Origin of the sequence: Sphingomonas sp. ID1715 (assembly GCF_013044515.1) — a bacterium.
GTDB lineage: Bacteria > Pseudomonadota > Alphaproteobacteria > Sphingomonadales > Sphingomonadaceae > Sphingomonas_B.
Genome location: NZ_JABEPR010000001.1, coordinates 939,967 through 963,116 on the forward strand (window position 1 = coordinate 939,967; position 23,150 = coordinate 963,116).

General features: G+C 67.5%; 21 protein-coding genes. 2 read left to right on the plus strand and 19 right to left on the minus strand.

The features are described from left to right. Positions 1–65: 65 nt before the first annotated feature. Complete coding sequence (locus HJG53_RS04505; RefSeq protein WP_171127949.1) at positions 66–434, minus strand: WYL domain-containing protein; 369 nt, start codon at positions 432–434, stop codon at positions 66–68. Positions 435–566: 132 nt separating this feature from the next. On the opposite strand from HJG53_RS04505, the gene HJG53_RS04510 reads away from it, so the two are divergent. Next, entirely contained in the window at positions 567–1,709 is a 1,143-nt protein-coding gene (locus HJG53_RS04510; RefSeq protein WP_217352588.1) for a dipeptidase, read from the plus strand. Positions 1,710–2,206: 497 nt separating this feature from the next. Here the strand turns inward: HJG53_RS04510 and HJG53_RS04515 are convergent, their stop codons facing one another. The 6 genes from HJG53_RS04515 to argS all read right to left on the minus strand — a co-directional run bounded on the left by HJG53_RS04515 (position 2,207) and on the right by argS (position 7,662). Continuing rightward, positions 2,207–2,440 (minus strand): twin-arginine translocase TatA/TatE family subunit, encoded by a 234-nt coding sequence (locus tag HJG53_RS04515; RefSeq protein WP_254447493.1) that lies wholly within the window; start codon positions 2,438–2,440, stop codon positions 2,207–2,209. 40 nt (positions 2,441–2,480) lie between these two features. Then, the gene (gene scpB, locus HJG53_RS04520; protein WP_171127951.1) at positions 2,481–3,059 is read right to left on the minus strand and encodes an SMC-Scp complex subunit ScpB; all 579 of its coding nucleotides are present in this window, start codon (positions 3,057–3,059) and stop codon (positions 2,481–2,483) included. Positions 3,060–3,188: 129 nt separating this feature from the next. Beyond that, a complete protein-coding gene (locus HJG53_RS04525; RefSeq protein WP_368039502.1) occupies positions 3,189–3,920 on the minus strand; it encodes a ScpA family protein in 732 nt (243 codons plus the stop codon). Between the two features lie 129 nt (positions 3,921–4,049). Continuing rightward, positions 4,050–5,054, minus strand: a complete 1,005-nt coding sequence (nagZ, locus tag HJG53_RS04530) for a beta-N-acetylhexosaminidase (RefSeq protein WP_171127953.1) — start codon at positions 5,052–5,054, stop codon at positions 4,050–4,052. Between the two features lie 150 nt (positions 5,055–5,204). Further along, on the minus strand, positions 5,205–5,933 hold the full coding sequence (locus HJG53_RS19050; RefSeq protein WP_171127954.1) for an SPOR domain-containing protein: 729 nt from the start codon (positions 5,931–5,933) through the stop codon (positions 5,205–5,207). 1 nt (position 5,934) lies between these two features. After that, entirely contained in the window at positions 5,935–7,662 is a 1,728-nt protein-coding gene (gene argS / locus HJG53_RS04540) for an arginine--tRNA ligase (RefSeq protein ID WP_171127955.1), read from the minus strand. Positions 7,663–7,872: 210 nt separating this feature from the next. Between argS and HJG53_RS04545 the strand changes: the two genes are divergently transcribed. Beyond that, on the plus strand, positions 7,873–8,151 hold the full coding sequence (locus tag HJG53_RS04545; RefSeq protein ID WP_171127956.1) for a hypothetical protein: 279 nt from the start codon (positions 7,873–7,875) through the stop codon (positions 8,149–8,151). A 29-nt stretch (positions 8,152–8,180) separates the two neighbouring features. On the opposite strand, the gene HJG53_RS04550 is transcribed toward HJG53_RS04545, so the two are convergent. The 12 genes from HJG53_RS04550 to mraY all read right to left on the minus strand — a co-directional run bounded on the left by HJG53_RS04550 (position 8,181) and on the right by mraY (position 23,150). Continuing rightward, positions 8,181–9,347 carry a deoxyguanosinetriphosphate triphosphohydrolase gene (locus HJG53_RS04550; RefSeq protein ID WP_171127957.1) on the minus strand — a complete coding sequence of 389 codons (1,167 nt, stop codon included), beginning with the start codon at positions 9,345–9,347 and terminating at the stop codon, positions 8,181–8,183. After that, complete coding sequence (locus tag HJG53_RS04555) at positions 9,344–10,948, minus strand: SPOR domain-containing protein (protein ID WP_171127958.1); 1,605 nt, start codon at positions 10,946–10,948, stop codon at positions 9,344–9,346. Before HJG53_RS04555 ends, HJG53_RS04550 begins: the two co-directional genes overlap by 4 nt. 126 nt (positions 10,949–11,074) lie before the next feature. Next, entirely contained in the window at positions 11,075–12,514 is a 1,440-nt protein-coding gene (gene ftsZ / locus HJG53_RS04560; RefSeq protein WP_171127959.1) for a cell division protein FtsZ, read from the minus strand. 113 nt (positions 12,515–12,627) lie between these two features. Further along, positions 12,628–13,908, minus strand: a complete 1,281-nt coding sequence (gene ftsA / locus HJG53_RS04565; RefSeq protein ID WP_171127960.1) for a cell division protein FtsA — start codon at positions 13,906–13,908, stop codon at positions 12,628–12,630. Continuing rightward, entirely contained in the window at positions 13,905–14,861 is a 957-nt protein-coding gene (locus tag HJG53_RS04570; RefSeq protein ID WP_171127961.1) for a cell division protein FtsQ/DivIB, read from the minus strand. Before HJG53_RS04570 ends, ftsA begins: the two co-directional genes overlap by 4 nt. Further along, positions 14,861–15,784 carry a D-alanine--D-alanine ligase gene (locus HJG53_RS04575; protein WP_171127962.1) on the minus strand — a complete coding sequence of 308 codons (924 nt, stop codon included), beginning with the start codon at positions 15,782–15,784 and terminating at the stop codon, positions 14,861–14,863. The genes HJG53_RS04570 and HJG53_RS04575 overlap by 1 nt, the downstream gene beginning before the upstream one ends. Before the next feature lie 91 nt (positions 15,785–15,875). Then, positions 15,876–16,748: a UDP-N-acetylmuramate dehydrogenase gene (murB, locus tag HJG53_RS04580; RefSeq protein WP_171128192.1), complete on the minus strand. Its 873-nt coding sequence runs from the start codon at positions 16,746–16,748 to the stop codon at positions 15,876–15,878. A 95-nt stretch (positions 16,749–16,843) separates the two neighbouring features. Further along, positions 16,844–18,247 carry a UDP-N-acetylmuramate--L-alanine ligase gene (murC, locus tag HJG53_RS04585; RefSeq protein WP_171127963.1) on the minus strand — a complete coding sequence of 468 codons (1,404 nt, stop codon included), beginning with the start codon at positions 18,245–18,247 and terminating at the stop codon, positions 16,844–16,846. Positions 18,248–18,410: 163 nt separating this feature from the next. Next, the gene (murG, locus tag HJG53_RS04590) at positions 18,411–19,496 is read right to left on the minus strand and encodes an undecaprenyldiphospho-muramoylpentapeptide beta-N-acetylglucosaminyltransferase (protein WP_254447495.1); all 1,086 of its coding nucleotides are present in this window, start codon (positions 19,494–19,496) and stop codon (positions 18,411–18,413) included. Then, positions 19,493–20,692 carry an FtsW/RodA/SpoVE family cell cycle protein gene (locus tag HJG53_RS04595; RefSeq protein ID WP_171127965.1) on the minus strand — a complete coding sequence of 400 codons (1,200 nt, stop codon included), beginning with the start codon at positions 20,690–20,692 and terminating at the stop codon, positions 19,493–19,495. Before HJG53_RS04595 ends, murG begins: the two co-directional genes overlap by 4 nt. Then, positions 20,689–22,083 carry a UDP-N-acetylmuramoyl-L-alanine--D-glutamate ligase gene (gene murD, locus HJG53_RS04600; RefSeq protein WP_368039503.1) on the minus strand — a complete coding sequence of 465 codons (1,395 nt, stop codon included), beginning with the start codon at positions 22,081–22,083 and terminating at the stop codon, positions 20,689–20,691. The genes HJG53_RS04595 and murD overlap by 4 nt, the downstream gene beginning before the upstream one ends. Then, the gene (gene mraY / locus HJG53_RS04605) at positions 22,080–23,150 is read right to left on the minus strand and encodes a phospho-N-acetylmuramoyl-pentapeptide-transferase (RefSeq protein ID WP_171127966.1); all 1,071 of its coding nucleotides are present in this window, start codon (positions 23,148–23,150) and stop codon (positions 22,080–22,082) included. The genes murD and mraY overlap by 4 nt, the downstream gene beginning before the upstream one ends.

Genomic DNA, 23,150 nt, shown 5'->3' on the forward strand with positions numbered 1-23,150 from the left:
GAGGTTAAACAGCAACAGGCCGCAAATCCCCGCGAGCAGGCAAATCAGAACCAGCTCGCGGCCCCTCACGGCCTGAGTGGCCGTGCGGGAGAACGAACGCGGGCGACGAGTTCGCGGGAAGGCTTGCTCCAGATGTCGTCTTCGAACGCGGGCGGAACGAAGCGCTGTTCGCTGGCAGCCAGCTCGCTCAGCCCCGCCAGGCGGAAGATGCCGATCTTCGGCTCACGCGGCGGCTGGCCGTCGCGCAAGGCCGTACCCGCCACCAGGAACAGCGCGTCATGCTCGCGGAACATCAGCAGCGGCTCCAGCACGACGTGGCCCTTATTGTAGCGTGCCTCGATCCGGGAGCGCTCGCGCAGCGCGCGCCGCAGCAGAGCTTCCGACGGCTCGCCACCCGTCTCTGGGCCGGGCGCGGCGGCAGTGCGAAGGGACAAGGTTCCCATTACTAGTCAATCCCACTCATCCGGCGACAATGCTGCACTGCAGCAATGGTTGCAATGGGGAAGATGAAGCCGACAACCTTGCGTGCGGGACAAGTGAAATCGCGATTGCTAGACCCTGATTCGATGGATCAGGTGGAGGGGCGAATGCGGGTCGATCGACGCACGATGATGATGGGGGCCGTCGCTGCGGCGGCCTTTGCCGGTCCGGCCAGGGCGAAGCGCGGCGCCGATGGATGGTATGACCGGGCGATCGTCATCGATGCGCTCGGTGGGGTCGGCGATCCTTATGGACCGGATGGCGTGTCCCGGCTCAGCGACCGCGCCTGGTCGGAGACCCAGGGGACCGGCGTGACCATGGTGCGAGACACCGTGTTTCCCGTGGGAAATGTGCCGGACCCGTGGGGCGATTATTTGAAGAGCATCGAGAGCAGCAAGAACCTGCTCGCCGCCAATCCCGATCGCCTGCTGCTCGTGCGCAGCGCCGGCGACATTCTGAAGGCCAAGCGCGAAGGCAAATTCGCGGTGCTGATCGGCACCCAGGACACCTGCATGGTGGGTCCCGCTCTCGACCGCCTCGCCCAGCTGAAGAAGGACGGGGTGATGACCGTCCAGCTGACCTACAACAACCGCAATCTTTGCGGCGACGGCTCGCTGGAGCCCGACAATGCCGGACTGTCGAAGCTGGGCCGCGCCACGATCGAGCGGATCGAGGCGGAGAAGCTGCTGCTCGACCTCAGCCATGGCGGCGCACGGACCATGGCCGAGGCGGCGCGCCACGCAAAGCGACCGCTGGTGATCAGCCACACCGGTGCGCGCGCGCTGTCCGACCATCCACGCAACACCGCCGACGAGACGATCCGCGCCGTCGCGGAGAAGGGCGGCGTGGTCGGCGTCTACTTCATGCCGTTCCTCACCCTCGACAGCCAGCCCAAGGGCAGCGACCTGATCGCCCATATCGAGCATATCGCCAACGTGGCGGGTGAGGACCATGTCGGCATCGGCACCGACAATGGCGTGCTACCCCAGGCAACCGACGAGGCGGCGCGCCGCCGCAACCGCGAATGGGCGCTGCAGCGCATCAAGGCCGGCATCGCCGCTCCCGGCGAGGGGCCGGAGGTCTTCCCGATCGTCGCCGACTATAACAGCGTCGACCGGTACCGCCGCCTGGCGACGGCACTGGCGGGGCGCGGCTGGTCGGTCGCGCGCCTCGAAAAGCTGTTCGGCGGCAACTTCCTGCGCGTCTATCGCGAGGCCTGGGGCGGGTAAGCCATTACTTGCTAGCCGGTGAGCGTGCAGCTATGGGCGCGTCCGTGGGCCGTTAGCTCAGTCGGTAGAGCAACTGACTTTCGGTGGAAGCCCGCGTCGGAAACGGCGCGGTGAACAGGTGTCAAACTCGGGGAACCCTTCCGCGTCGCGGCGATGGCAATCCCGAGCCAAGCCGGACTTCGGTCCGGAAGGTGTAGAGACTTGACGGCACCCGCCTAAGCCGAGCCTGCTCGGTATGGTGATGAGAAAGTCCAGACTCCAAACGCCCTCAGGGGCGGCGGCGAAAGCCGTGGCGGGTATGTAATCAGTAGGTCGCTGGTTCGAATCCAGCACGGCTCACCATCCAGTCTCGCGACGTATCCGGTTCTGCCGGTCTCACGGTGCGCGAGACATGTGTACGGCTTGTCGCGGTCCTGCAGCAGCGATGCCAGAGTTCTTCGTGACTCGCTTTGCAAAACCTTGGCCGACCGCTCTTCCCTGAGAAGAAGCGGCGGACGTTAAAGGGGGCGCTCTTCCTTCACAGGCTCGTGATCGGTGACGGCGGCGCGCGGCTTGTCGAGCGCCTCGACGCGGCGTTCGCGCACCGGCTCGTCGTCCTCAGCCATGCCCTTCTTGAAGCTTTTGATGCCCTTGGCGACGTCGCCCATCATGTCGGAAAAGCGGCCCTTCCCGAACAACAGCATCACCAGGATGCCGACGACCAGCCAATGCCAGATGCTGAAACTGCCCATGATAATCTCCTGGCAGGCGCGGCCTGCGTGAGCGCCCTATCTAGTCGCTCTCGTCGGCGCTTTCCAGTTCAAGCTCGCCGGGCGTCGTATCGAGCGGATCGAGCAGCCCGGCCGCCTTCAAATCGTCGATCCCGGGCAGGTCGCGCCGGCTCTGCAACCCGAAATGCGTCAGGAAGCCCTGCGTGGTCGCGTAGAGCAAAGGCCGCCCCGGCGCTTCGCGGCGGCCGGCCGGGCGCACCCAGCCCGCCTCCATCAGCACGTCGAGCGTGCCCTTGGAAATCTGCACCCCGCGGATCGCCTCGATCTCGGCGCGACTGACCGGCTCCTGATAGGCGATGATAGCGAGCGTCTCGACCGCCGCGCGCGACAGCCGCTTCGGCTCCTCTCGTTCACGCCGCAGGAAGTGCGCCAGGTCGGGCGCGGTTTGAAAGTGCCAGCGCCCGCCCCGCTCGACCAGCTCGACCCCGCGCCCGGCATAATCCTCGGCCAGCAGCCGCAGCGTCTGCTTGAGATCGACGTCAGGCCCGACATAGGCCGCGATCTCATCCGCGGTCAGCGGCGCCTCGGCCGCGAACAGCACCGCCTCGACCGCACGGATGGCGGGGTCGATGTCAGACATCGCACGCCTCCGTCCGCTCATCCTGAGGAGCCGTTGAGCGAAGGCGAAACGGCGTCTCGAAGGATCCTTCGATACGGGTCTTCGCCAGGCTCAGCCCCTCCTCAGGATGAGCGGCTAAATGCTGCAATGTCACGCGGCCCTCACGAACAGGTCGCCGAAGGCCTCTTCCTGCCGCAGCTCGGCCTTGCCCTGCTTGGCGAGTTCGAGTGCCGCGACGAAGCTGGAGGCGAGCGCAGAGCGGCGCAGTTGCGGGTCGGAGACGATGGGCAGGAAGGCCTCGATCCGCGTCCATTCGATCTTCTGCCCGAGCAGCGCCTCGACCCGCGCGAGCGCGTCCTCGAGCGACATGACCGGCCGCCGCGCGATCTGGTGCACGACCGGCTGGGTCCGCGCCATCACCGCACCATAAGCGGCGATCACTTCATAGAGATCGGCATCCCACAAGCTCTTGCGCACCACGCGCAGCCCCTCGGGACGGCCGCGCACGAACACGTCGCGCCCGATCCGGTCACGCGCCATCAGCCGGGCCCCGGCCTCGCGCATCGCCTGTAGCCGCTGCAGCCGGATCTGCAGCCGCAGCGCCAGCTCCTCGGGGCTCGGATCGACGGTCGGGTCCTTGGGCAGCAGCAGCGCCGACTTGAGGTAAGCAAGCCAGGCCGCCATCACGAGATAATCGGCGGCGATCTCCAGCTTCAGCGCCTTCGCGCCGGCGATGAAGGCGAGATATTGCTCGACCAACGCGAGGATCGAGATTTCCCGCAGGTCCACCTTCTGCGCCCGCGCGAGCGACAGCAGCAGGTCGAGCGGCCCTTCCCAGCCGTCGATGTCGATGGTGAGCGCGTCCGAGTCGGGCTGAGTCACGGTCTGAGTATGCACGGAAACACCGACCCGTCATCCCGAACTTGTTTCGGGACAAGGCGTCGGGTGACGGATCGTCGAAGGTCCCGTGGTGCGACAACGCTTGTGCCGAAACAAGTTCGGGATGACGGTTTAGGCGAGCGCCAGCAGTTCGTCGCGCGTCCGCACCACCTCCGCGAACCGGGCCGGTTCCGGCGCCTTGCGGAAGGCCAAGGCCGCCGCCAGTCGCTCCTTCGTCCGGTCGCTCGCCTCAGGCAGCGCGTCGGCGATGGCTATCATCTCGTCCATCCGCGCCCAGCAGTCGAGCACCAGGTCCACACCCGTATCGACCGCGCCGCACGCCTTTTCCGCGGGCGTGCCGGAGAGTGCCTTCATGTCGATATCGTCGGTCATCAGCAGGCCGTCGAAGCCGATCCGCTCGCGGATGATCTGCTGCACCACATAATGCGAAAGCGTGCCGGGCCGGGCATCGTCCCACGCCGTATAGACGATGTGCGCGGTCATCCCGATCGGCGCCCAATTGAGCTGCCGGAAGGGTGTCAGGTCGCTCTCCAGCGCCTCTTCGCCGGCATCGACCACGGGCAGCGCCTTGTGGCTGTCGACCAGCACGCGGCCATGGCCCGGCATGTGCTTGACGATGCCGGTGACCCCGCCCGTCTGCAGCCCTTCGAGCACGGCGCGGCCGATGGCCGCCACGCGCATCGGCTCATAGCCATAGGCACGGTCGCCGATGACGTCGTTAGCGCCGGGCTGGCGGACGTCGAGCAACGGCAGTGCGTCGACGGTTATCCCAACCTCACTCAGCGCAAGGCCGATTGCTTCGGCGTTCGCGCGCGCCGCCTCGATCGCCGAGATCGGTGCCGTCTCGTAGAGTTCGCCGAACACCGCGCCATTGGGAAACGCTGGCCATTCGGGCGGCTGCATCCGCGCGACGCGACCGCCTTCCTGATCGATCATGATCAGCAGATCGTCGCGGCCGTGCAGCTCCCGCAGGCTGTCGGTCAGCGCCCGCATCTGCGCGCGGTCGCCGCAATTGCGCTTGAACAGGATATAGCCGGCAGGCTCGGCCTCTCGGAAAAAGGCGCGCTCCTCGGGGCTGAGTTCCAGCCCCGCCATGCCGAAAATGACGGGCTTCATAAATCCTCCCCCAGCTTGCTGGGGGAGGGGGACCGCCGCAGGCGGTGGAGGGGCCTGCAGCGAAGCGGAAGGTCAGCCCGTCCGCTTGCGCGGCCGGCCCCTCCACCATGCTGTGCATGGTCCCCCTCCCCTGCTGCGCAGGGGAGGATTCTAGTTGACCACAAGGCAATTCTCTCCGGCGACGCGCAGGCGGGCGCAGATGTCCTTGGCTTCCGCCGGCGACGCGGTGCCGACGCGCAGGCGGTAGAAGGTGCGGCCATTCACATCGGCCTTGACGATCGATTGGCCCTTTTCGGCCAGATAGCCGAACCGCTTCGACATCGACTCCCAGGTCTTGCGGGCGCTGTCCTGACTCGGGAAGGCGCCGAGTTGCACGGTCGCGCCGGGTGCGCTTTCGGTGACGGTCTGCGCGGGCGCCGGGCGCGCGACGAGCGTGCCGCCCTTATCCTCGATGATGATCGCGCTGGCGCTCGGCTTGGGCGTCGCAGTGGGCGAAGCCTTGGGCGCGGCCGGCGCGCGCTCCACCGGCGTTTCCGGTACCGCGTTCAGGTCGAGCGAGCCCTGCACCTGCGCGCCCTCGCTGGTGGCAAAGGCCATGTCGCCTTGCCCCTCGATCTTCATGCCGCCCTCTTCCGGCGGCTTGACCTTGTACGGACCTTCAGGCGCCGCGATCAGCTCGCCCGACCCGGTCGGCTCAATCTCGCGATTCTGCCACCACCAGACCCCACCGACCACGATTGCCGCCAGCACCAGCAGCGCGAGCAGCGGCCCGACCCAACGGACCGGCGCCGCGCGTTCCTCCTCGACATCGTCGACCGGCTCCAGCCAGGGCAGTCGGTCTTCATCGGACAGCGCGTAGGGATCGTGCGCCTGGGCCACGTCAGTTCATCTCCTCGACCGCCGCCACCCCCATGATGGCGAGGCCGTTGCGGATGATCTGCCCGATTGCCTCGACCAGATAAAGCCGTGCGCAAGTCGTTTGGGCATCATCCGCCACCAGCACGCGCCGGTCCGGCCGGTCATTGCCCATGTTGAAGAAGGCATGGAAGGCCGCGGCCAGGTCATAGAGGTAGAAGGCGATCCGGTGCGGCTCGCGTGCCGTCGCCGCGCCCTCGACCACGCGTGGGAACTGCGCCGCGAGCTTTACCAGCGAGAGCTCCTCCCCGTCGAGCCTTTCCAGGTCGGGCGCACCGCAGCTGATCCCGGCCTCCGCGATCCGGCGCCGGATCGAACAGATGCGGGCATGGGCATATTGCACATAGAAGACGGGATTGTCCTTCGACGCCTCGACCACCTTGGCGAAGTCGAAGTCCATCTGCGCGTCGGCCTTGCGGGTCAGCATGGTGAAGCGCACCACGTCCTTGCCGACCTCGCGCACCACATCGGCGAGCGTGACGAAATTGCCCGCCCGCTTGGACATCTTGACCGGCTCGCCCGCGCGCAGCAGCCGCACCATCTGGATCAGCTTGACGTCGAACTGCACCTTGTTCTCGGTCAGCGCCGCCACTGCCGCCTTGATCCGCTTGACGGTGCCGGCATGGTCGGCGCCCCAGATGTCGATCAGCGCGTCGACTTGCTGCGCCTTCTGGAAGTGATAGGCCATGTCGGCGCCGAAATAGGTCCATTGCCCGTTCGACTTTTTGATCGGCCGGTCCTGATCGTCGCCGAACTTGGTCGAGCGGAACAGCGGCAGCTCGACCGGCTCCCAATCTTCCGGCGTCTCGCCCTTCGGGGCTTCGAGCACGCCGTCATAGACGAGGTCGCGCGCGCGCAGCCACGCCTCCGCCTCTTCCGGCTTGCCCGCCGCCTGCAGCTCCGCCTCGGACGAGAACAGGTCGTGATGAATGCCGAGCAGCGCCAGGTCGGCCTTGATCAGCGCGATCATCGCGGCAACCGTGCGGGCGCGGAACAGCGCCAGCCATTCGCCTTCCGGCGCGTTCCGATAGCGGTCGCCGAACTCGGCCGCGAGCTGCTCGCCGATCGGCTTCAGATATTCGCCGGGATAAAGCCCCTCGGAAATCTCGCCAATGTCCTCGCCCAGCGCCTCGCGGTAGCGCAGGTGCGCCGAGCGGGCGAGCACGTCGACCTGGCCGCCGGCATCGTTGACATAATATTCGCGGACCACCTGGTGCCCGGCATATTCGAGCAGCGCCGCGAGCGCGTCGCCGACCACGGCACCCCGGCAATGGCCCATATGCATCGGGCCGGTCGGGTTGGCGGACACATATTCGACATTGACCCGCTTGCCCTTGCCGATGGTCGAGCGGCCATAGTCCGCCGCCTCCGCGTGGATGGCGCGCAGTTCGTCCCGCCAGCTGTCATCCGACAAGCGCAGATTGATGAATCCGGGCCCGGCAATCTCTGCCTCGATCACGCCGGGAACCGCGCGGAGCTTCGCGACGATCAGTTCGGCGAGCGTCCGGGGATTTGTGCCGGCCGGCTTGCCGAGCACCATCGCCGCGTTGGTCGCGAGATCGCCATGGGCGGGGTCCCGGGGCGGCTCGACCGTCAGGCCCGAACGCGCCAGCCCGGCAGGCAAAGCGCCTTCCGCGGTCAGTTGGTCCAGCACGGCGCCGATCGCGGCAGTGAAATGGGCGTGAAGCGTCAAGTTACTCGGTCCATCCTGTGGGAAGCGGCGCCTTAAACCAGAACGGGCGCCGACCGCCAGCAAAGCCGCAGGGCAATGTGCCGGTTTCCCCGCAGTTGCGTTTTCTGCAATCGTAATGGCAGTTTTTGCGGTTGCGAAATTATTGTGCAGCGCAGCATAAGACCTGCGAGGGGATGCCCGACTGAGCTTTCCGATTGCAGGAGAAGTGTCATGTCGAGACGCGTTGCAGGCTTTGTCGCCGCCCTCTTTATTCCCGCCCTCGCCCACGCTGCCGATCGGCAGAAGCAGTTCACACAGGACGGCGTCAGCTATCGCTATACCGTGTCTGAGCAGCGTGGCGGGCAGGTTATCGAGGGCCGTTCGAATGGAGAGCCGTTCCGCCTGTTCGTGAAGAACGGACGCGTAAATGGTACGGTAAACGGCCGCTCGGTGTCCTTCTACGTCCGCGAAGCGGCCTCGAACGCCACAGTGCAGGTCGCTGCTCGGTAAGGCCGGGGCCCCTGCCGAAGGGCGGGGGCCTAGAAGCCCTCGGGCAAGTCGATCGGCCCGACCCGCTCGCGATAGCGGGCGATGGCATAGCGGTCGGTCATGCCGGCGATGAAGTCGGCAATGTGCCGGCTCCGCTCCGGCTCTTCCGGCGGCAGCGTCTCGCGCCACCCGTCCGGCAGCGCCCCGGGATCGGCGGAATAGGCGGCGAACAGGCCCGACACCATCACTGCCGCAGCCTCGGATGCCGCCAGCTGGCGCGGGTGGTGATAGAGTTCGCGGTACATGAAAGCCTTGAGCTCCCGCTCCTCGGCCTGCATCGCGTGGCTGAAACCGACCAGCGCGTGGCCCGCGGCGCGCACATCCTCGACCGATCTTACGCCGGCCTCGCGGATGCGGCGGCGGGTCTCGGCGATCAGGTCGTTGACCATCAGCCCGATTTGCGAACGGACCAGTTCGGATAGCAGCCGGCGTTCGCTGATATCGGGGTAACGCTCGGCCGCGGTGCGCCAGCCGCGCGCGACCAGCGGCACCTCCATGATCTGTTCGCGGCTCAGCAAACCGGCGCGCAGGCCATCGTCGATGTCGTGATTGTCATAGGCGATGTCGTCGGCGACGGCGGCGACCTGCGCCTCCAGCGACGGCCAACTGCCGAGCTCGAGCGGAAAGGCGGCATTCGCCTCGGTCATGGCCCAGCTCGGGTTCGCGACCGGGCCGTTATGTTTCGCGAGGCCTTCCAGCGTCTCCCAGGTCAGGTTCAGCCCGTCGAAGCGCGGATAAGGCTTCTCGACCTTCATCAGCACGCGCAGCGTGTGGGCGTTGTGATCGAAGCCCCCGGCCGCTACCGTCGCGGCCTGCAGCGCCTCCTCGCCGGAATGGCCGAACGGCGGGTGGCCGATGTCGTGCGCCAGGCACAGGGCCTCGGTCAGATCCTCGTTCAGCCCGAGCGCGCGGGCGATGGTGCGGCCGATCTGCGCGACTTCCAGGCTGTGGGTCAGGCGGACGCGGAAATGATCGCCGTCCGGCGCCACGAATACCTGCGTCTTGTGCCGCAAGCGCCGGAACGGGATCGAGTGGATGATCCGGTCGCGATCGCGCTGATACTCGTCGCGGGGACCGCGCAGCGCGGCGCGTTCTTCGGGATGGAGACGGCCACGACTGTGCGCCGGATCGCAGGCCCAGGAGCTGAGCGCCCTCATTTGCCCCCAATCTTCTCGACCGCTTCTCCCTCGTCGCTGCTCCACTGGAACGCACCGACGCCCGCCTTGCGCAGCTTGGAGACCGCCGCCTGTGCCTCCGACTGGCTCTTGAACGGGCCGGCGAGCAGGCGGTTGGTCGCGCGGTTCTTCGCGGTCCACGGCCCCTTGCCCTTCAGCTCCGGTGCCTTGCCGGACAGGCTCGCCCATTCCTTGGGCAGCGCGCCGACATTCGCTCCGCCCGCGACCTGCACCCAGATGCGCGCGGGATGCTTTGGCGGCTCGGGCTTCTTCTTGGCCGCTTCCTTGGCCTTGGCCGCCTCCGCTTTCTTGGCGTCGGCCTTCGCCTTGATCGGATCTTTCTTCGGGTCGGCTTTGGCGAGCTCCGGCGCCTTGGTAACAGCCTTGGTCGGTGTCGGCGCGGGGGTCGGGCGCGGCGTCGGCGAAGGCCGCGGAGTCGGCGTAACCCGCGGAGCCGGAGCAGTCTGCGTCACGCGCACGGTGGGCCGTGCCCCGCCCTGCTCCTCCGCGGCGGCGCGGACTTCGCGCATGATCGCATCGAGATCGCCGCGCTGGTCCACCGGCAAGCTCGCCAGCGGCGGCGCGGCCACTGTCGTGGGCGGAGGCGTCACGAGAGCCACCTGCACCGGCGGCGGGGGTGGAGTAGGCGTAGGCACCGGGATGGGTGTCGGCGTGGGCCGGACGGCGACTCGCGTCGTGCGGTTGGGCGGAGGCGAAGCCACCGGCAGCACCGTACCCGGGCGACGCCGTGGCTCGCGCGATTCCGGCGTGCGCGATGCCGTTGGCGTGGGGGACGGGACCACTTGGGGGAGCGGGGGCTGAACGGTCGTGTTCGCCGCGTAGCGGACGTTGGAGGGCATTTCGCCCAGATGCACGGCGGCGGCCTTCTGCGCCGGCGTGAGCGCGGCCAGCTTGGCCATGAACGGGTCCATGGTCTGCGCCATCCGCTCCGGCATCACCTGGTGGACGATGGCGCTGGCGCCGCGCAGGTCGCCGGTCATCGCCAGCACGAAGGCGCGCGCGCGCCACGCCGCCTGGTCGCGCTTGTAGAGCAGCGGGTCGAGCAGTTTCAGCGCCTGATCGCGCTCGCCGGTGATGCCGAGCGACAGGGCATAGCGCTTGGTCACTTCGTCGTTCGGCGCGCGGCTCAGCGCCAGCGCATAATCCTGCTGCGCACGCCGGTTCTCGCCGCGCAGGTCATAGGCCAGACCGCGATCGCCGGCGATCTGGGCGTCGGGAATGCCCAGCTGCCGCGCCGCGTCGAACATTCGCAGCGCGTCGCGCGGCTGGTCGGTCATCAGGAAGGCGCGGGCAAGCCCAGCCTTTACCTGACCATTGCGGGGCGAGCGTTCATCGGCGCGGGCGAAAAAGCCGAGGGCTGCATTGGCATCGCCCACTTCGAGCGCCGCCTGGCCGGCGCCGATCAGCGCGGACAGGCTCTCCGGATTGGACGCCAACTCACGCAGATAGCGCGACAGGCGGTCGGCTGGCCGCTCCGCGAACTGGGCGGAGACAATCGAGGCGGAGGCGAGCAGCAGCGCGCCGAGGCCGAAGCTGGCGGTACGGGAAAGTGAGCGGATCACGATATCATCATAGATGCGCCCGCTCGGCTTAGGACAATCTGAACGGCGCGGCGGCGCGGCAGGATGTGCAGCGCGGGCGACCAGCGCCTGCCTCGCCATGTGGTCGCATGGCGAGGCAGGGCCAGCTTACTGGTTATTCTGCCGGTTCAGGAAGCGAGGTATGTCGAGGGGGTCGCCACGCTCCTCTTCGTCCATGCCCGGCGCCTTGGCATTGCCGCGCGCGATCGACGACATGCGCTCGAACAAGGTGCCGCCACCCTGCTTTGCGGCCGGTGCAGGAGCGGGCTCCGGCTTGTCTTCCGCCTTGGGCGCGCCGAACCAGCGGCGGTTGCCGGTCAGTTCCTCGTCGATCAGCGGCTCGGGCGCGTCGAGCACCAGCTCGTCCGCCGCCGTTTCCTCGATTGGCGCGTCGAGCGTGAGCGGCTCTTCCTCGGCGACCGGCTCGGGCGCCGGCTCCGGCTGAACCGGCGCGGCCGCGACCGGCTCCGGAGCCGGCTCGGCAGCACGGGCAACCGATGGCATCACGAACGGACGCGGCTCGTCGGCCTTCTTGGTGCCGGGGAAGGAGAAGACGCGCGCCGGTTCGGGCTGCACGCTCTGTTCCGCCTCGATGCCGGTCGCGACGACCGAGACGCGGATCCTGCCTTCCAGTTCGTTGTTGAACGCCGAACCCCAGATGATGTTGGCGTCCGGATCGACCAGTTCCTTGATGTGATTGGCGGCCTCGTCGACCTCCATCAGGCGCATGTCCTCGCCGCCGACGATCGACACGATCACGCCCTTGGCGCCCTTCATGCTGACGCCGTCGAGCAGCGGATTGGCGATCGCCTGCTCGGCCGCCTCGATGGCGCGGTTGTCGCCGGACGCCTCGCCGGTGCCCATCATCGCCTTGCCCATCTCGCCCATCACCGAGCGCACGTCGGCGAAGTCGAGGTTGATGAGGCCCGGCATGACCATCAGGTCGGTGATGCCGCGCACGCCCTGCTGCAGCACCTGGTCGGCCATCTGGAACGCTTCCTTGAAGGTCGTGTTCGGGTTGGCGATCAGGAACAGGTTCTGGTTCGGGATGACGATCAGCGTGTCGACATGCTTCTGCAGCTCGGCAATGCCGGCCTCGGCCGACTTCATCCGGCGCGAGCCTTCGAAGCTGAACGGCTTGGTGACGACGCCGACGGTCAGGATGCCCTTTTCACGCGCCGCCTTGGCGATGACGGGGGCCGCACCGGTGCCGGTGCCGCCGCCCATGCCGGCCGCGATGAAGCACATATGCGCGCCGTCGAGCGCCCGCTCGACCTGCTCGATCGTCTCTTCCGCCGCCGCGCGGCCGATTTCGGGACGCGAGCCGGCGCCAAGGCCCTGCGTGATCTTCAGGCCGAGCTGGATGCGGCTGTCGGCCGGCGAGGCGTTCAGCGCCTGCGCGTCCGTATTGGCGACGAGGAAGTCCACGCCCTGCACGTTCGAAGCGATCATGTTCGCGATCGCGTTGCCGCCGGCGCCCCCGACGCCGATCACGCTGATGCGCGGCTTCAGCTCGTCCACTTCGGGCGGAATGAATTCGATGCTCATCTCACTGACTCCTATCGCTTTTCGCCGGCGAAGCGATCGCCCCCATTGCAACGTTCCATATGAATCAGCCGACTCGCCAAATCGACCGAAAAGTTAACTCGTCCACACATTATTCACAGGTTTGTCCGGAAAGCCGTCACCAGCCGTTGGATCAAGGCCGATCCGCTCGGCCGGATGACCTGCTGTCCGCGATCGAACGACACGCTGCGCAGGTCGATCGGATCGGACGCCGCATAGCGGGTCAGCCCCGCCAAAGTCGCGAACGCCGGGCCGCTATGCGCGTCCGGCAGGCCGGTCAGACCGCGCGGACGACCGACGCGGACCGAGCGTCCGAGCAGTCCCTGCGCATAATCGGCAATGCCCTTCAGCTCCGCGCCGCCGCCGGTCAGCACGACCTGACGGCCGCGGGTGAAGCCGAGCTGCTCCAGCGCCTTGCCGACTTCGCCGAACAATTGCTCCAGCCGCGGCCGGACGATGCTGATCAGCTGCGCGCGGGTGATCCGCGCCGCTTCGCCCTGCCCTTCCTCGGCCGAGATCGGCGCGACCTCGATCATGTCGTGATTGTCGCGCGGCGTGGCGGTCGCCGAGCCGTAGAAGCATTTCATCCGCTCGGCCTGCGCCCGGCGCGTGCCGAAGGCGGAGGCGATATCGTCGGTGATATCGGCGGCGCCCATCGGGATCGAGGCGAGCCCGACCAGCAGGCCGCCGGCGAACAGCGAGACGTTGGTCACCCCCGCCCCCAGTTCGACCAGCGCCACGCCGAGCTCGCGCTCTTCCTCCGACAGGCACGCCATGCCGGTCGCGACCGGCGACGCGACGATCGCCTTCACCTCCAGATGCGCGCTGCGGACGCACAGATCGAGGTTGCGCACCGGCGACGGATCGGCGGCGACGACATGGATCTGCACGCCCAGCTTGTCGGCATGCAGCCCCTTGGGATTGCGCACGCCGTTAAGGCCGTCGAGTTCGTACAGCGTGGGCTGGGCATGAAGCACCATCCGCCCGGCCGGATCGATCGACTCCCGTCCCGCGGCAAGCAGCTGGTCGATATCGTCCTGCTCGATCCGGTGACCACCTAGCTCCACCTCGACCGAGGCGATGTTGGAGACGAGCCCGCCCGCCGAAAAGCTGACCCACACATCCTCGATATTGACGCCGGCGATCCGCTCCGCCTGCTCCACCGCCTCGCGCACGGCGAGCTCGGTCGCGCCCATATCGGCGACATAGCCGCGGCGCACGCCCCGGCTCTCGCGCTGGCCGGTGCCGAGCACGTTGAGCGTCCCGCCCTCGCCCCGTTCGGCGATCAGCGCGGAGACCTTCCACGATCCGATGTCGAGAGCGGTGATCAGCTTTTCGGCGCGCGCGGCGGCGGCGCGGGTTTCTCGCCTGCTCATATCGTGTCGTTCACCTTCTGAAGTTCGGGGCTGGTCCGGGCCGGCGCAGCGGCCGGAGGTTCGGGTTGCGGCTGGGCGGCGGTGCCGTCGATCGCGTGCATCTGCCGGTCGACACGAGCGACGAAACGCGTCGGGTCGCGCATGTCGAAGCGGAGGAAGCCGCGCCCGAGCAGCCGCTGTGCGCCGTCCATCCGCGCGAACTTGACGAGCGCGCGTTCGGCATCCTCCTGCCCCTCGGGCAGCGCGAGCGTCTCGCCCGACTGGAAGCGCAGATCCCAGCGCCGCTCGCCGATCCAGCTCGCGCCGGCGATCACGGGCTTGAGCGACGGCGCCTTGCCGACCAGCTGCGCCAGTTCGCCGGCATGGCGGTTGGCGTTGGGGCCGATCAGCAGCGGCAGGTCAGGCGTCGCGTCGCCGGAGACATCCTCCAGTACCACGCCGCTCGCATCGATCAGCCGCAACCGCCCCTGATATTGCCAGACGGCAGCCGGCGTGCGCTCGACGATGTCGACGACCAAAGTGTCGGGCAGCCGGCGCGACACCCGCGCGTCCTGCACCCAGCCATAGCGCAGCAGCTTCGCACGCACCGTCTCGAGATCGACCAGCGGCATCGCCATTGAATGCTGGTCGAACGCGATCGCATAGACGGTCAGCCGGTCCATATTGCGAATGCCGCGCAAGTCGACGCGCTTCACTTCGAAGCCGGCCTGGCCGAACGCCCGGGCGACTTCGTTCCCCGCGAGCGCGAATACGCCGAACGCCTGCAGCAGCAGCAGCGCGAGCGCTGCGCCGAGGCCAAGCAGCGACCAGGTCACGCCCTTTTGCACCGTTTCCGGGCTGACCGGCGCGGCGGCGAGCAGGCGCGCACCGATTCCCTGCTTCTTCACCGGCTTGCGCCCCCGCGCCGGGGCCGCACGCGAATTGCCGCGCTTGATGGTCGCGCGCGACGCCATCAGTCGAGCGCTTCCTTGACGATCGCGTCGACCAGTTCGGCATAGGACATACCGATCGCCTTGGCCTGTTCGGGGACAAGGCTAAGCGGCGTCATGCCCGGCTGGGTGTTGGTCTCGAGCAGGAAGAGCCCTTCGACGCCCTTCTCGTCATCCCAGCGAAAATCGGAGCGCGACGCGCCCCGGCAGCCGAGCAGCTTGTGCGCCTTCAGCGCCATGTCCATGCACGCTTCGGCGATGGCGGGCGGTACGTTGGCGGGGCAGACATGCTCGGTCAGCCCCTCGGTATATTTGGCGTCATAGTCGTAGAAGCCGGACTTGGGCTTCAGCTCGGTGACGCCCAGCGCGCGGCCGCCGAGCACCGCCGTCGTCAGCTCGCGGCCGCGGATGAACGGCTCGGCGAGCAGCTCCTCGAACTCCTGCCACGGGCCGGCGACATCGCGCCCGATCGGCTCGCCATAATTACCCTCCGCGGTGACGATGGCGACCCCGACCGACGAGCCTTCATTGACCGGCTTCAGCACATAGGGCCGCGCCAGTGGATCGCCGAAATAGAGGCTCTCCGACTTGATCACATGGCCGCCCGGCATGCGGATGCCATGCGGCACCAGCGCCTGCTTGGTCAGCTGCTTGTCGACCGCGATTACCGAGGTGACCATGCCCGAATGGGTGTAGCGGATGCCCATCAGGTCGAGCATGCCCTGCACCGAGCCGTCCTCGCCCGGCGTCCCATGCAGCGCGTTGAAGACGAGGTCGGGCTTCGCATCGGCAATGCGCGCGGCGACGTCGCGGCCCATATCGAGCCGCGTTACGCAATAGCCGAGGCTCTCCAGCGCATCGGCCACGCCCGCGCCCGACATCAGCGACACTTCGCGCTCCGCCGACCAGCCGCCCATCAGGACGAGAATGTGGAAGGAAGCGGTCATGCCCTCTCCGCTCCCCCGCGAAAGCAGGGGTCCAGCAATAGGCACGAGAATGGACCCCTGCTTTCGCAGGGGAACAGGCGAGCAGCACTCATTACTTCATCACCCCCACGCGCTGGATCTCCCATTCCAGCTCCACTCCCGAATGCGCCTTGACGCGAGCGCGGACTTCCTCGCCCAGCGCCTCGATGTCGGCGCTCGTGGCATTACCCAGGTTGAGCAGGAAGTTACAGTGTTTTTCAGAGACTTGAGCGTCACCAATCTGCAGGCCCCGACAGCCGGCCGCGTCGATTTCGACCCATGCCTTGGTACCCGGCGGGTTCTTGAAGGTCGAGCCACCGGTCTTCGACCGCAGCGGCTGCGACGCCTCGCGCGACGCGGCGATCCGGTCCATCTCCGCCTGGATCGCAGCCGGTTCCGCCGGGTGGCCTCGAAACGTGGCGCTGACGACGACTGCCTGCTCCGGCAGCTCGGAGTGACGATAGGTGTAGCCGAGTTCGTCGAGGCCGAGGGTGCGCCGTTCGCCGGAGCGCAGCACCACCTCGCACGCGACGAGAATGTCCTTCACCTCACGGCCATAGGCGCCGCCATTCATCCGCACGAAGCCGCCGACCGTGCCCGGGATCGAGCGCAGGAACTCGATCCCGCCGATCCCCGCGTCGCGCGCGGTCGAGGAGACGAGAATGCCGGAGGCGCCGCCGCCACAGCGCAGAGTGGTCACATCCACCGCCTCCACCTTCGCGAATGCCTTGCCGAGCCGGACGACGACGCCGGGCACGCCGCCGTCGCGCACGATCAGGTTGGAGCCGAGGCCGAGCGCCATCACCGGAACGGCAGGGTCAAGGCTGGCGAGGAAGCCGGCGAGATCGTCCGCGTCCTTGGGCTCGAACAGCCACTCGGCCGAGCCCCCGGCCTTGAACCAGACTAGCGGGGCGAGCGGGGCGTTGGGCGTGAGCTTCCCCTTCACTCCGTTCGTTTCGAGCGCAGTCGAGAAACGCGCGTCCACGCGGCTCAAACTCGGCTTCTCGACTTCGCTCGAAGCGAACGGATGGGAATTGGCGCTCACGCGATTGCCCGCATCCCGTCGGCCAGCCCGGCCGCCCACTTGGTAATATCCCCCGCCCCCAGGCACACGACCAGATCGCCCGGCTCCGCCACGCCGACGAGTTCGCGAGCCAAGGCCTCGGCATCCGTCACTTCGGCCGCCGACCGGTGCGCGCGCTCCTTCAGCCCCTCCACCAGCACCGCTGAACTGACGCCGTCGATCGGCGCCTCGCCTGCGGCATAGACGGGCGTCACATAGACGCGGTCCGCATCGTTGAACGCGGTTTCGAATTCGGTGAGCAGGTCGCGCAGCCGGGTATAGCGGTGCGGCTGGCAGACCGCGATCACGCGGCCGTGCGTCGCCTCCCGCGCGGCCGCCAGCACCGCGCGGATTTCGACCGGGTGGTGGCCGTAATCGTCGATGATGGTGACGCCGTTCACCTCGCCGACCTTGGTGAAGCGCCGCTTGACGCCGGTGAAGCGGGCGAAGCCGTTCTGGATCGACGCATCCGGCACGCCTAGTTCCACCGCCACCGCAATCGCCGCGAGCGCGTTCTGGACATTGTGCTTGCCGGGCATTGGCAGCCGCACATTCTCGATCGGGCGCACTTCGCCGTCCCGCCCGCGCACCGCGACGTGGAAGCAGTTGCCGCCGCTTTCGGGCGCCACATAGGTCGCCCGCACATCGGCTTGGGCGGAAAAACCGTAGGTCACCACGCGCCGATCGCGGATCAGCGGCAGGATGTTCTGCACCTCCGGATGGTCGAGGCACATCACCGCCGCGCCGTAAAAGGGCACATTGTGCACAAACTCGAGATAGGCGGCCTTGGCCTTATCGAACGAGCCGTAATGATCCAGATGCTCGGGATCGATGTTGGTGACGACGGCAACGGTGCCGTCCAGCCGCAGGAAACTGCCGTCGCTCTCGTCGGCCTCCACGACCATCCAGTCGGAGGCGCCCAGGCGGGCGTTCGAGCCGTAGGAGTTGATGATGCCGCCATTGATCACGGTCGCGTCGATGCCGCCGGCGTCGAGCAGGGCCGCGATCATAGATGTCGTCGTCGTCTTGCCATGGGTGCCGGCAACCGCGACCGTCGACTTCAGGCGCATCAGCTCGGCGAGCATCTCCGCCCGCCGCACGACCGGGATGCGATGCTCATAGGCATAGGCGACCTCGGGGTTTTCGCGCTTGATCGCGGTAGAAACGACGACCACCGCCGCACCTTCAACATTGGCCGCGTCGTGCCCGATCATCACCTTGATGCCGCGTCCGCGCAGGCCCTCGACCGCATAGCCCTCGGCTACGTCCGATCCCTGCACCGAATAGCCGAGATTGTGCATCACCTCGGCAATCCCGGACATGCCGATGCCGCCGATGCCCACGAAGTGAATGGTGCCGATATCGGTGCCGACGCCGCGCATCAGTTCCTCCCCTCGCCTGCGAGGGGAGGGGGACCGGCGCAGCCGGTGGAGGGGCCCGAAGCGGAGCGGAGGGTGTGATCGTCCGCTCGCGCGGACGCCCCTCCACCATGCTGCGCATGGTCCCCCTCCCCTGCAATGCAGGGGAGGATCATGATGCTTCGCCTCACCGCCCGATCTCCTCGATCAGGTCGGCGAGATCGCGCACCGCCTCGGGGCGGCCGCAGCCCTTTGCCCGGCGCGCGGCGTTGACGAGCGCTTCCGGCTCCAGTCCCAATTTCTGCATCTGCTTGGCAAGCTCGACCGGCGTGAACTGCGCTTGCGGGATCGAGCGGGCACCGCCGGCCGCAACCAGCTCGCGGGCGTTGTAGGTCTGGTGGTCGTCGGTCGCCGCGGCGAACGGAACCAGGATCGCCGGGCGACCCGCTGCCGCCAGTTCCGCCACCGTCGACGCGCCGGAGCGCGCGATCACCAGATGGGCCATGCCGAGCCGTTCCGGCAGGTCGGGCAAATAGGTGGCGAGTTCCGCCGGAATGCCCTGGTCCGCGTAGCGCGCCCGCACCCGCTCGATATCCTCGGCGCGCGCCTGATGCGTCACCTGCAGCCGCGCGCGGAACACCGGCGGCAGCATGCCCAGGCCCTCCGGCACCACGTCGGACAGCACCGTCGCGCCCTGGCTGCCGCCGGTGACCAGCACCCGGAACACGCCATCGGCGTCGAGCGGCGGATAGGGCTTATCGCGGAGCGCGAGCACTTCCTCGCGCACCGGATTGCCGACCAGCCGCACCTTGGCTTCGGCCTTGCGCGGCAGCCGCTGGATGTCGGGATAGGCGGTGGCGACCGCATCGACGCGGCCCGCGACCAGCCGGTTCACGCGGCCGAGCACGGCATTCTGCTCATGCACCGCGGTCGAGATCTTCGCCTTGAAGGCCGCCAGCAGCGAAGGCAGCGCCGGATAGCCGCCAAAGCCCATCACCGCCGCCGGCCGATCCTCCCGGAACAGCCGCAGCGCCTCGGCGCGACCGGCCCAGATCGACTGTGCTGCACGGACATAACCCAGCGGGCCGCCACCCAGCCGCCCGGCCGGCAGCACATGCGTCTCGACGCCTTCGAACAGGCCCGGAAAGCGCATGCCGCGCTCGTCCGAGACGAGGGCGACGTTGTGGCCGCGCCTCACCAATTCCTCGGCAAGCGCATGGGCGGGAATCATGTGCCCGCCGGTGCCGCCGGCCGCGAGGACGTATCGGCTCATCTCTGCCCGCCCCATTTGACCACATAGGGCGAGCGGTTGAGGTACGGATTGCGCCGCGTGAAGGCGAGCAGCAGGCCGAGCCCGATCGCCAGCGCAATCATCGACGAGCCGCCATAGCTGATCAGCGGCAGGGTCATGCCCTTGGACGGCGCGAGCTGCAGGTTGACCGCCATGTTGATCAGCGCCTGGATGCCGATTTGCGTGGTCAGCCCGGCCGCTGCGAGCATGGTGAACGGGTCTTCCTCGTCGAGCAGCTTCAGGAACACGCGAACCACGATCGCGAGGAAAATCAGCGCAATGGCAAGGCAGGCGATCAGCCCGAATTCCTCGCCGATCACCGAATAGATATAGTCGGTGTGCGCCTCGGGCAGCTGGAACTTGGCCGTGCCGCCGCCTGGGCCGGTGCCGAAGATGCCGCCATTAGTGATCGTCGCATGCGCCTTGTCGACCTGATAGGTGTCGCCCTCGCCATAAATGAAGTTGTTGATGCGCGTCGTGGCGACCGGATAAAAGAGATAGGCGGCGACGATCCCCGCAAAGCCCGCGCCGACCAGCCCGCCGATGATCCGGCCTGACACGCCGGACAGCAGCAACAGCGCCATCCACATCGTACCGAAAACGATCGTCTGGCCGAAATCGGGCTGCTTCATCAGCAGGATCGCGATCAGCCCGACCAGCGCGCCGGTGAGCGGCACGACCGGCAAAGTCTTGTCCTGCTGGCGCAAGCTCAGCAGCCAGGCGAGGGCGACGACCAACAGCGGCTTCAGGAATTCGGAGGGCTGGAACTGGCCGATGCCGACGCCGATCCAGCGCGTCGCGCCGTTCTTTTCGAAGCCGATGATCGGCACCAAGGCCAGCATCACCGTGAAGAAGGCCGCACCCGCCAGCGCGAACCGCCGCGCCTTCGCTTTCGAGAAGGTCGAGATATAGAGCATCACCGGCACGCTCAGCGCGATCCAGAAGAGCTGGCGCCAGAAATAATAGAGCGGGGCGAAGGTCACGTCGCCGCCGGAATAGCGATGCGCGGCCGAGGGGCTGGCGGCCGCGACGGCGACCAGGCCGATCGAGATCAGCACCGTGATCAGCATCAGCAGCACGCGGTCGATCTCCCAGAACCACAGGCCCAGCGGGCTGCGGTCGGAGCGGCCGAATTTCTGCACCTGTTTCTTGCGGCGGATCGCAGCGGTGTCGGTCATTGCAGTGCCCCCACGGCGGCGCGAAATGCTTCCCCCCGCGCCTCATAGTCCTTGAACTGATCGAACGAAGCGCAGGCCGGCGACAGCAGCACCGTGTCCCCCGGCTCCGCGTCATTGGCGGCGCGCTTCACGGCTTCCTCGAGCACGCCGCATTCCGCGACCGGCATGTGCGGCGCAAGGATGCGCGCGAACAGCGCCCCGGCCTCGCCGATCGTGTAGGCCGAGCGAACATGCGAGAAATGCGGCGCGCAGGCGTCGAGCTCATCGGTCTTGGCGAGGCCGCCCAAGATCCACCGCACCTTCGGGAACGCGGCGAGCGCCGGCGCGGTCGACGTCGGGTTGGTCGCCTTGCTATCGTTCACGAACAGCACGCCGGAGCGCTCCGCAACACGCTCCATGCGATGCGGGAGGCCGGGATAGGTGCTAAGGCCGTGTTCGATCTGTTCGTTGGTAAGGCCAAGCGCCCGGCAAACCGCCGTTGCCGCCGCCGCATTCTGCCAATTATGCGGGCCCTGCAATGAAGGCCAAGCTGCCTGGTCGCCTACTTCCACTTGGTCAATGATGTAGATGAACGGATCGACTGCGTTGTCGAGAACATCCTCATCTGCTTCCGCAACAGCATCGACTACAGCGACCCGCTCAGGAGATTGCATCTCAAACAAGCGCGCCTTCGACGCGGCATACGCCTCGAAGCTCTCATACCGATCCAGATGATCCGGCGTGATGTTGAGCAGCACGGCCACATCGCAGTCCAGGCTGAGGGTCAGGTCGATCTGGTAGCTGGACAGTTCCAGCACATACACGCCGCCTTCGGGCAGCGGCTCCTGGGCGAGGATCGGAAGGCCGATATTGCCGCCCATCAGCGTCGGCACGCCGGCGGTCTTGAGGATATGGTGGACGAGCGCAGTGGTGGTCGACTTGCCGTTGGTGCCGGTGATGCCGACCACCTTGTGCGGCGGCAGCTCGGCGCGCGCCTGGGCGAAGAGTTCAATGTCGCCGATCAGGGGGACATCGTGCCTGGCGGCATGCGTGGCGATCGGGTGCCGGTTGATGGGGACACCAGGGGAGACGACGACGGCTTCAAAGCCGGTGAGGTCGAGAGTCAGGGGGTCGGCAACAGCCAAATCCTCCCCGGAACGGGGAGGGGGACCAAGCGCAGCTTGGTGGAGGGGACCCTCCACGCGCGCGGGCCCGGGGCCCCCTCCACCACCGGCTTCGCCGGCGGTCCCCCTCCCCATTCCGGGGAGGATCTTGGATCGAGCCGCCTCATTCCCATCCCACGCCCACACCTGCGCACCCGCCGCCAGCAACGCGTCCACGGTCGCCAGCCCGCTCCGCGCCAGGCCCAGCACGGCGTATTTCTTCCCGGCCCAGGCGCGTGACGTAATCACCGGACCTTCAGCGTCGACAGGCCGGCCAGCGCCAGCACCAGGGCGATGATCCAGAAGCGGATGACGACGGTCGGCTCCGACCAGCCGAGCTGTTCGAAATGGTGATGGATCGGCGCCATCTTGAACACCCGCTTGCCGGTCCGCTTGTAGAAGAAGACCTGGATGATGACGCTGAGCGCCTCCACCACGAACAGGCCGCCGATGATCCCCAGCACGATCTCATGGTGCGCGACGACCGCGATGGTGCCCAGCGCGCCGCCGAGCGCCAGGCTGCCGGTGTCGCCCATGAAGACGGCGGCGGGGGGCGCGTTGAACCAGAGAAACGCCAGTCCGGCGCCCGCGATCGCGCCGCAGAAGATGGCGAGATCGCCTGCCCCCGGCACGTGCGGGATGCCGAGATAGGTCGCGAACTTCACGTTGCCGACCAGATAGGCGATGATCATGAACGCGACCGAGGCGATGATCACCGGCATCGTCGCGAGGCCGTCCAGGCCATCGGTCAGGTTTACCGAATTGCCGAACGCCACGATCGTGAAGGCGGCAAAGGCGATGTAGAACCAGCCGAGGTTCGCCACGGGCTCAGCGACGAACGGAATCCAGAGATTGGCGCCGTTATTCTGGATGATGATCCACGACGCGATGCCGGCGATGATGAACTCCAGCAGCAGCCGCACCTTGCCCGGCACGCCGGCATGGCTCGCCTTCCTGACCTTGTCCCAATCGTCGAGGAAGCCGATCGCACCGAAGCCCAGAGTCACCGCCAGACACGCCCAGACATAGGGGCTGCGCAGGTCCATCCACAGCAGCACCGAGACGGTGAGCGAGGTCAGGATCATCAGCCCGCCCATCGTCGGCGTGCCGCGCTTGGCGAGGTGGGTCTGCGGGCCGTCGGTGCGGATCGGCTGGCCCTTGCCCTGGCGCACCCGCAGCCAGCCGATGAACTTCGGCCCGATGATCAGCCCGAGCAGCAGCGCCGTCGCCACCGCCCCGCCGGCGCGGAAGCTCAGATAGCGGATCAGGTTCAGGATGCCGGGAAAGCCAAGCTGCTCGGCCAGCAGATAGAGCAT

Excerpts from the sequence above, each read along its gene's own strand:
- HJG53_RS04510 (WP_217352588.1), top strand. The coding sequence starts at position 567 with ATGGATCAGGTGGAGGGGCGAATGCGGGTCGATCGACGCACGATGATG.
- HJG53_RS04515 (WP_254447493.1), bottom strand. The coding sequence starts at position 2,440 with ATGGGCAGTTTCAGCATCTGGCATTGGCTGGTCGTCGGCATCCTGGTG.
- scpB (WP_171127951.1), bottom strand. The coding sequence starts at position 3,059 with ATGTCTGACATCGACCCCGCCATCCGTGCGGTCGAGGCGGTGCTGTTC.
- nagZ (WP_171127953.1), bottom strand. The coding sequence starts at position 5,054 with ATGAAGCCCGTCATTTTCGGCATGGCGGGGCTGGAACTCAGCCCCGAG.
- HJG53_RS04545 (WP_171127956.1), top strand. The coding sequence starts at position 7,873 with ATGTCGAGACGCGTTGCAGGCTTTGTCGCCGCCCTCTTTATTCCCGCC.
- HJG53_RS04550 (WP_171127957.1), bottom strand. The coding sequence starts at position 9,347 with ATGAGGGCGCTCAGCTCCTGGGCCTGCGATCCGGCGCACAGTCGTGGC.
- ftsZ (WP_171127959.1), bottom strand. The coding sequence starts at position 12,514 with ATGAGCATCGAATTCATTCCGCCCGAAGTGGACGAGCTGAAGCCGCGC.
- ftsA (WP_171127960.1), bottom strand. The coding sequence starts at position 13,908 with ATGAGCAGGCGAGAAACCCGCGCCGCCGCCGCGCGCGCCGAAAAGCTG.
- HJG53_RS04570 (WP_171127961.1), bottom strand. The coding sequence starts at position 14,861 with ATGGCGTCGCGCGCGACCATCAAGCGCGGCAATTCGCGTGCGGCCCCG.
- HJG53_RS04575 (WP_171127962.1), bottom strand. The coding sequence starts at position 15,784 with ATGACCGCTTCCTTCCACATTCTCGTCCTGATGGGCGGCTGGTCGGCG.
- murC (WP_171127963.1), bottom strand. The coding sequence starts at position 18,247 with ATGCGCGGCGTCGGCACCGATATCGGCACCATTCACTTCGTGGGCATC.
- murG (WP_254447495.1), bottom strand. The coding sequence starts at position 19,496 with ATGAGCCGATACGTCCTCGCGGCCGGCGGCACCGGCGGGCACATGATT.
- HJG53_RS04595 (WP_171127965.1), bottom strand. The coding sequence starts at position 20,692 with ATGACCGACACCGCTGCGATCCGCCGCAAGAAACAGGTGCAGAAATTC.
- mraY (WP_171127966.1), bottom strand. The coding sequence starts at position 23,150 with ATGCTCTATCTGCTGGCCGAGCAGCTTGGCTTTCCCGGCATCCTGAAC.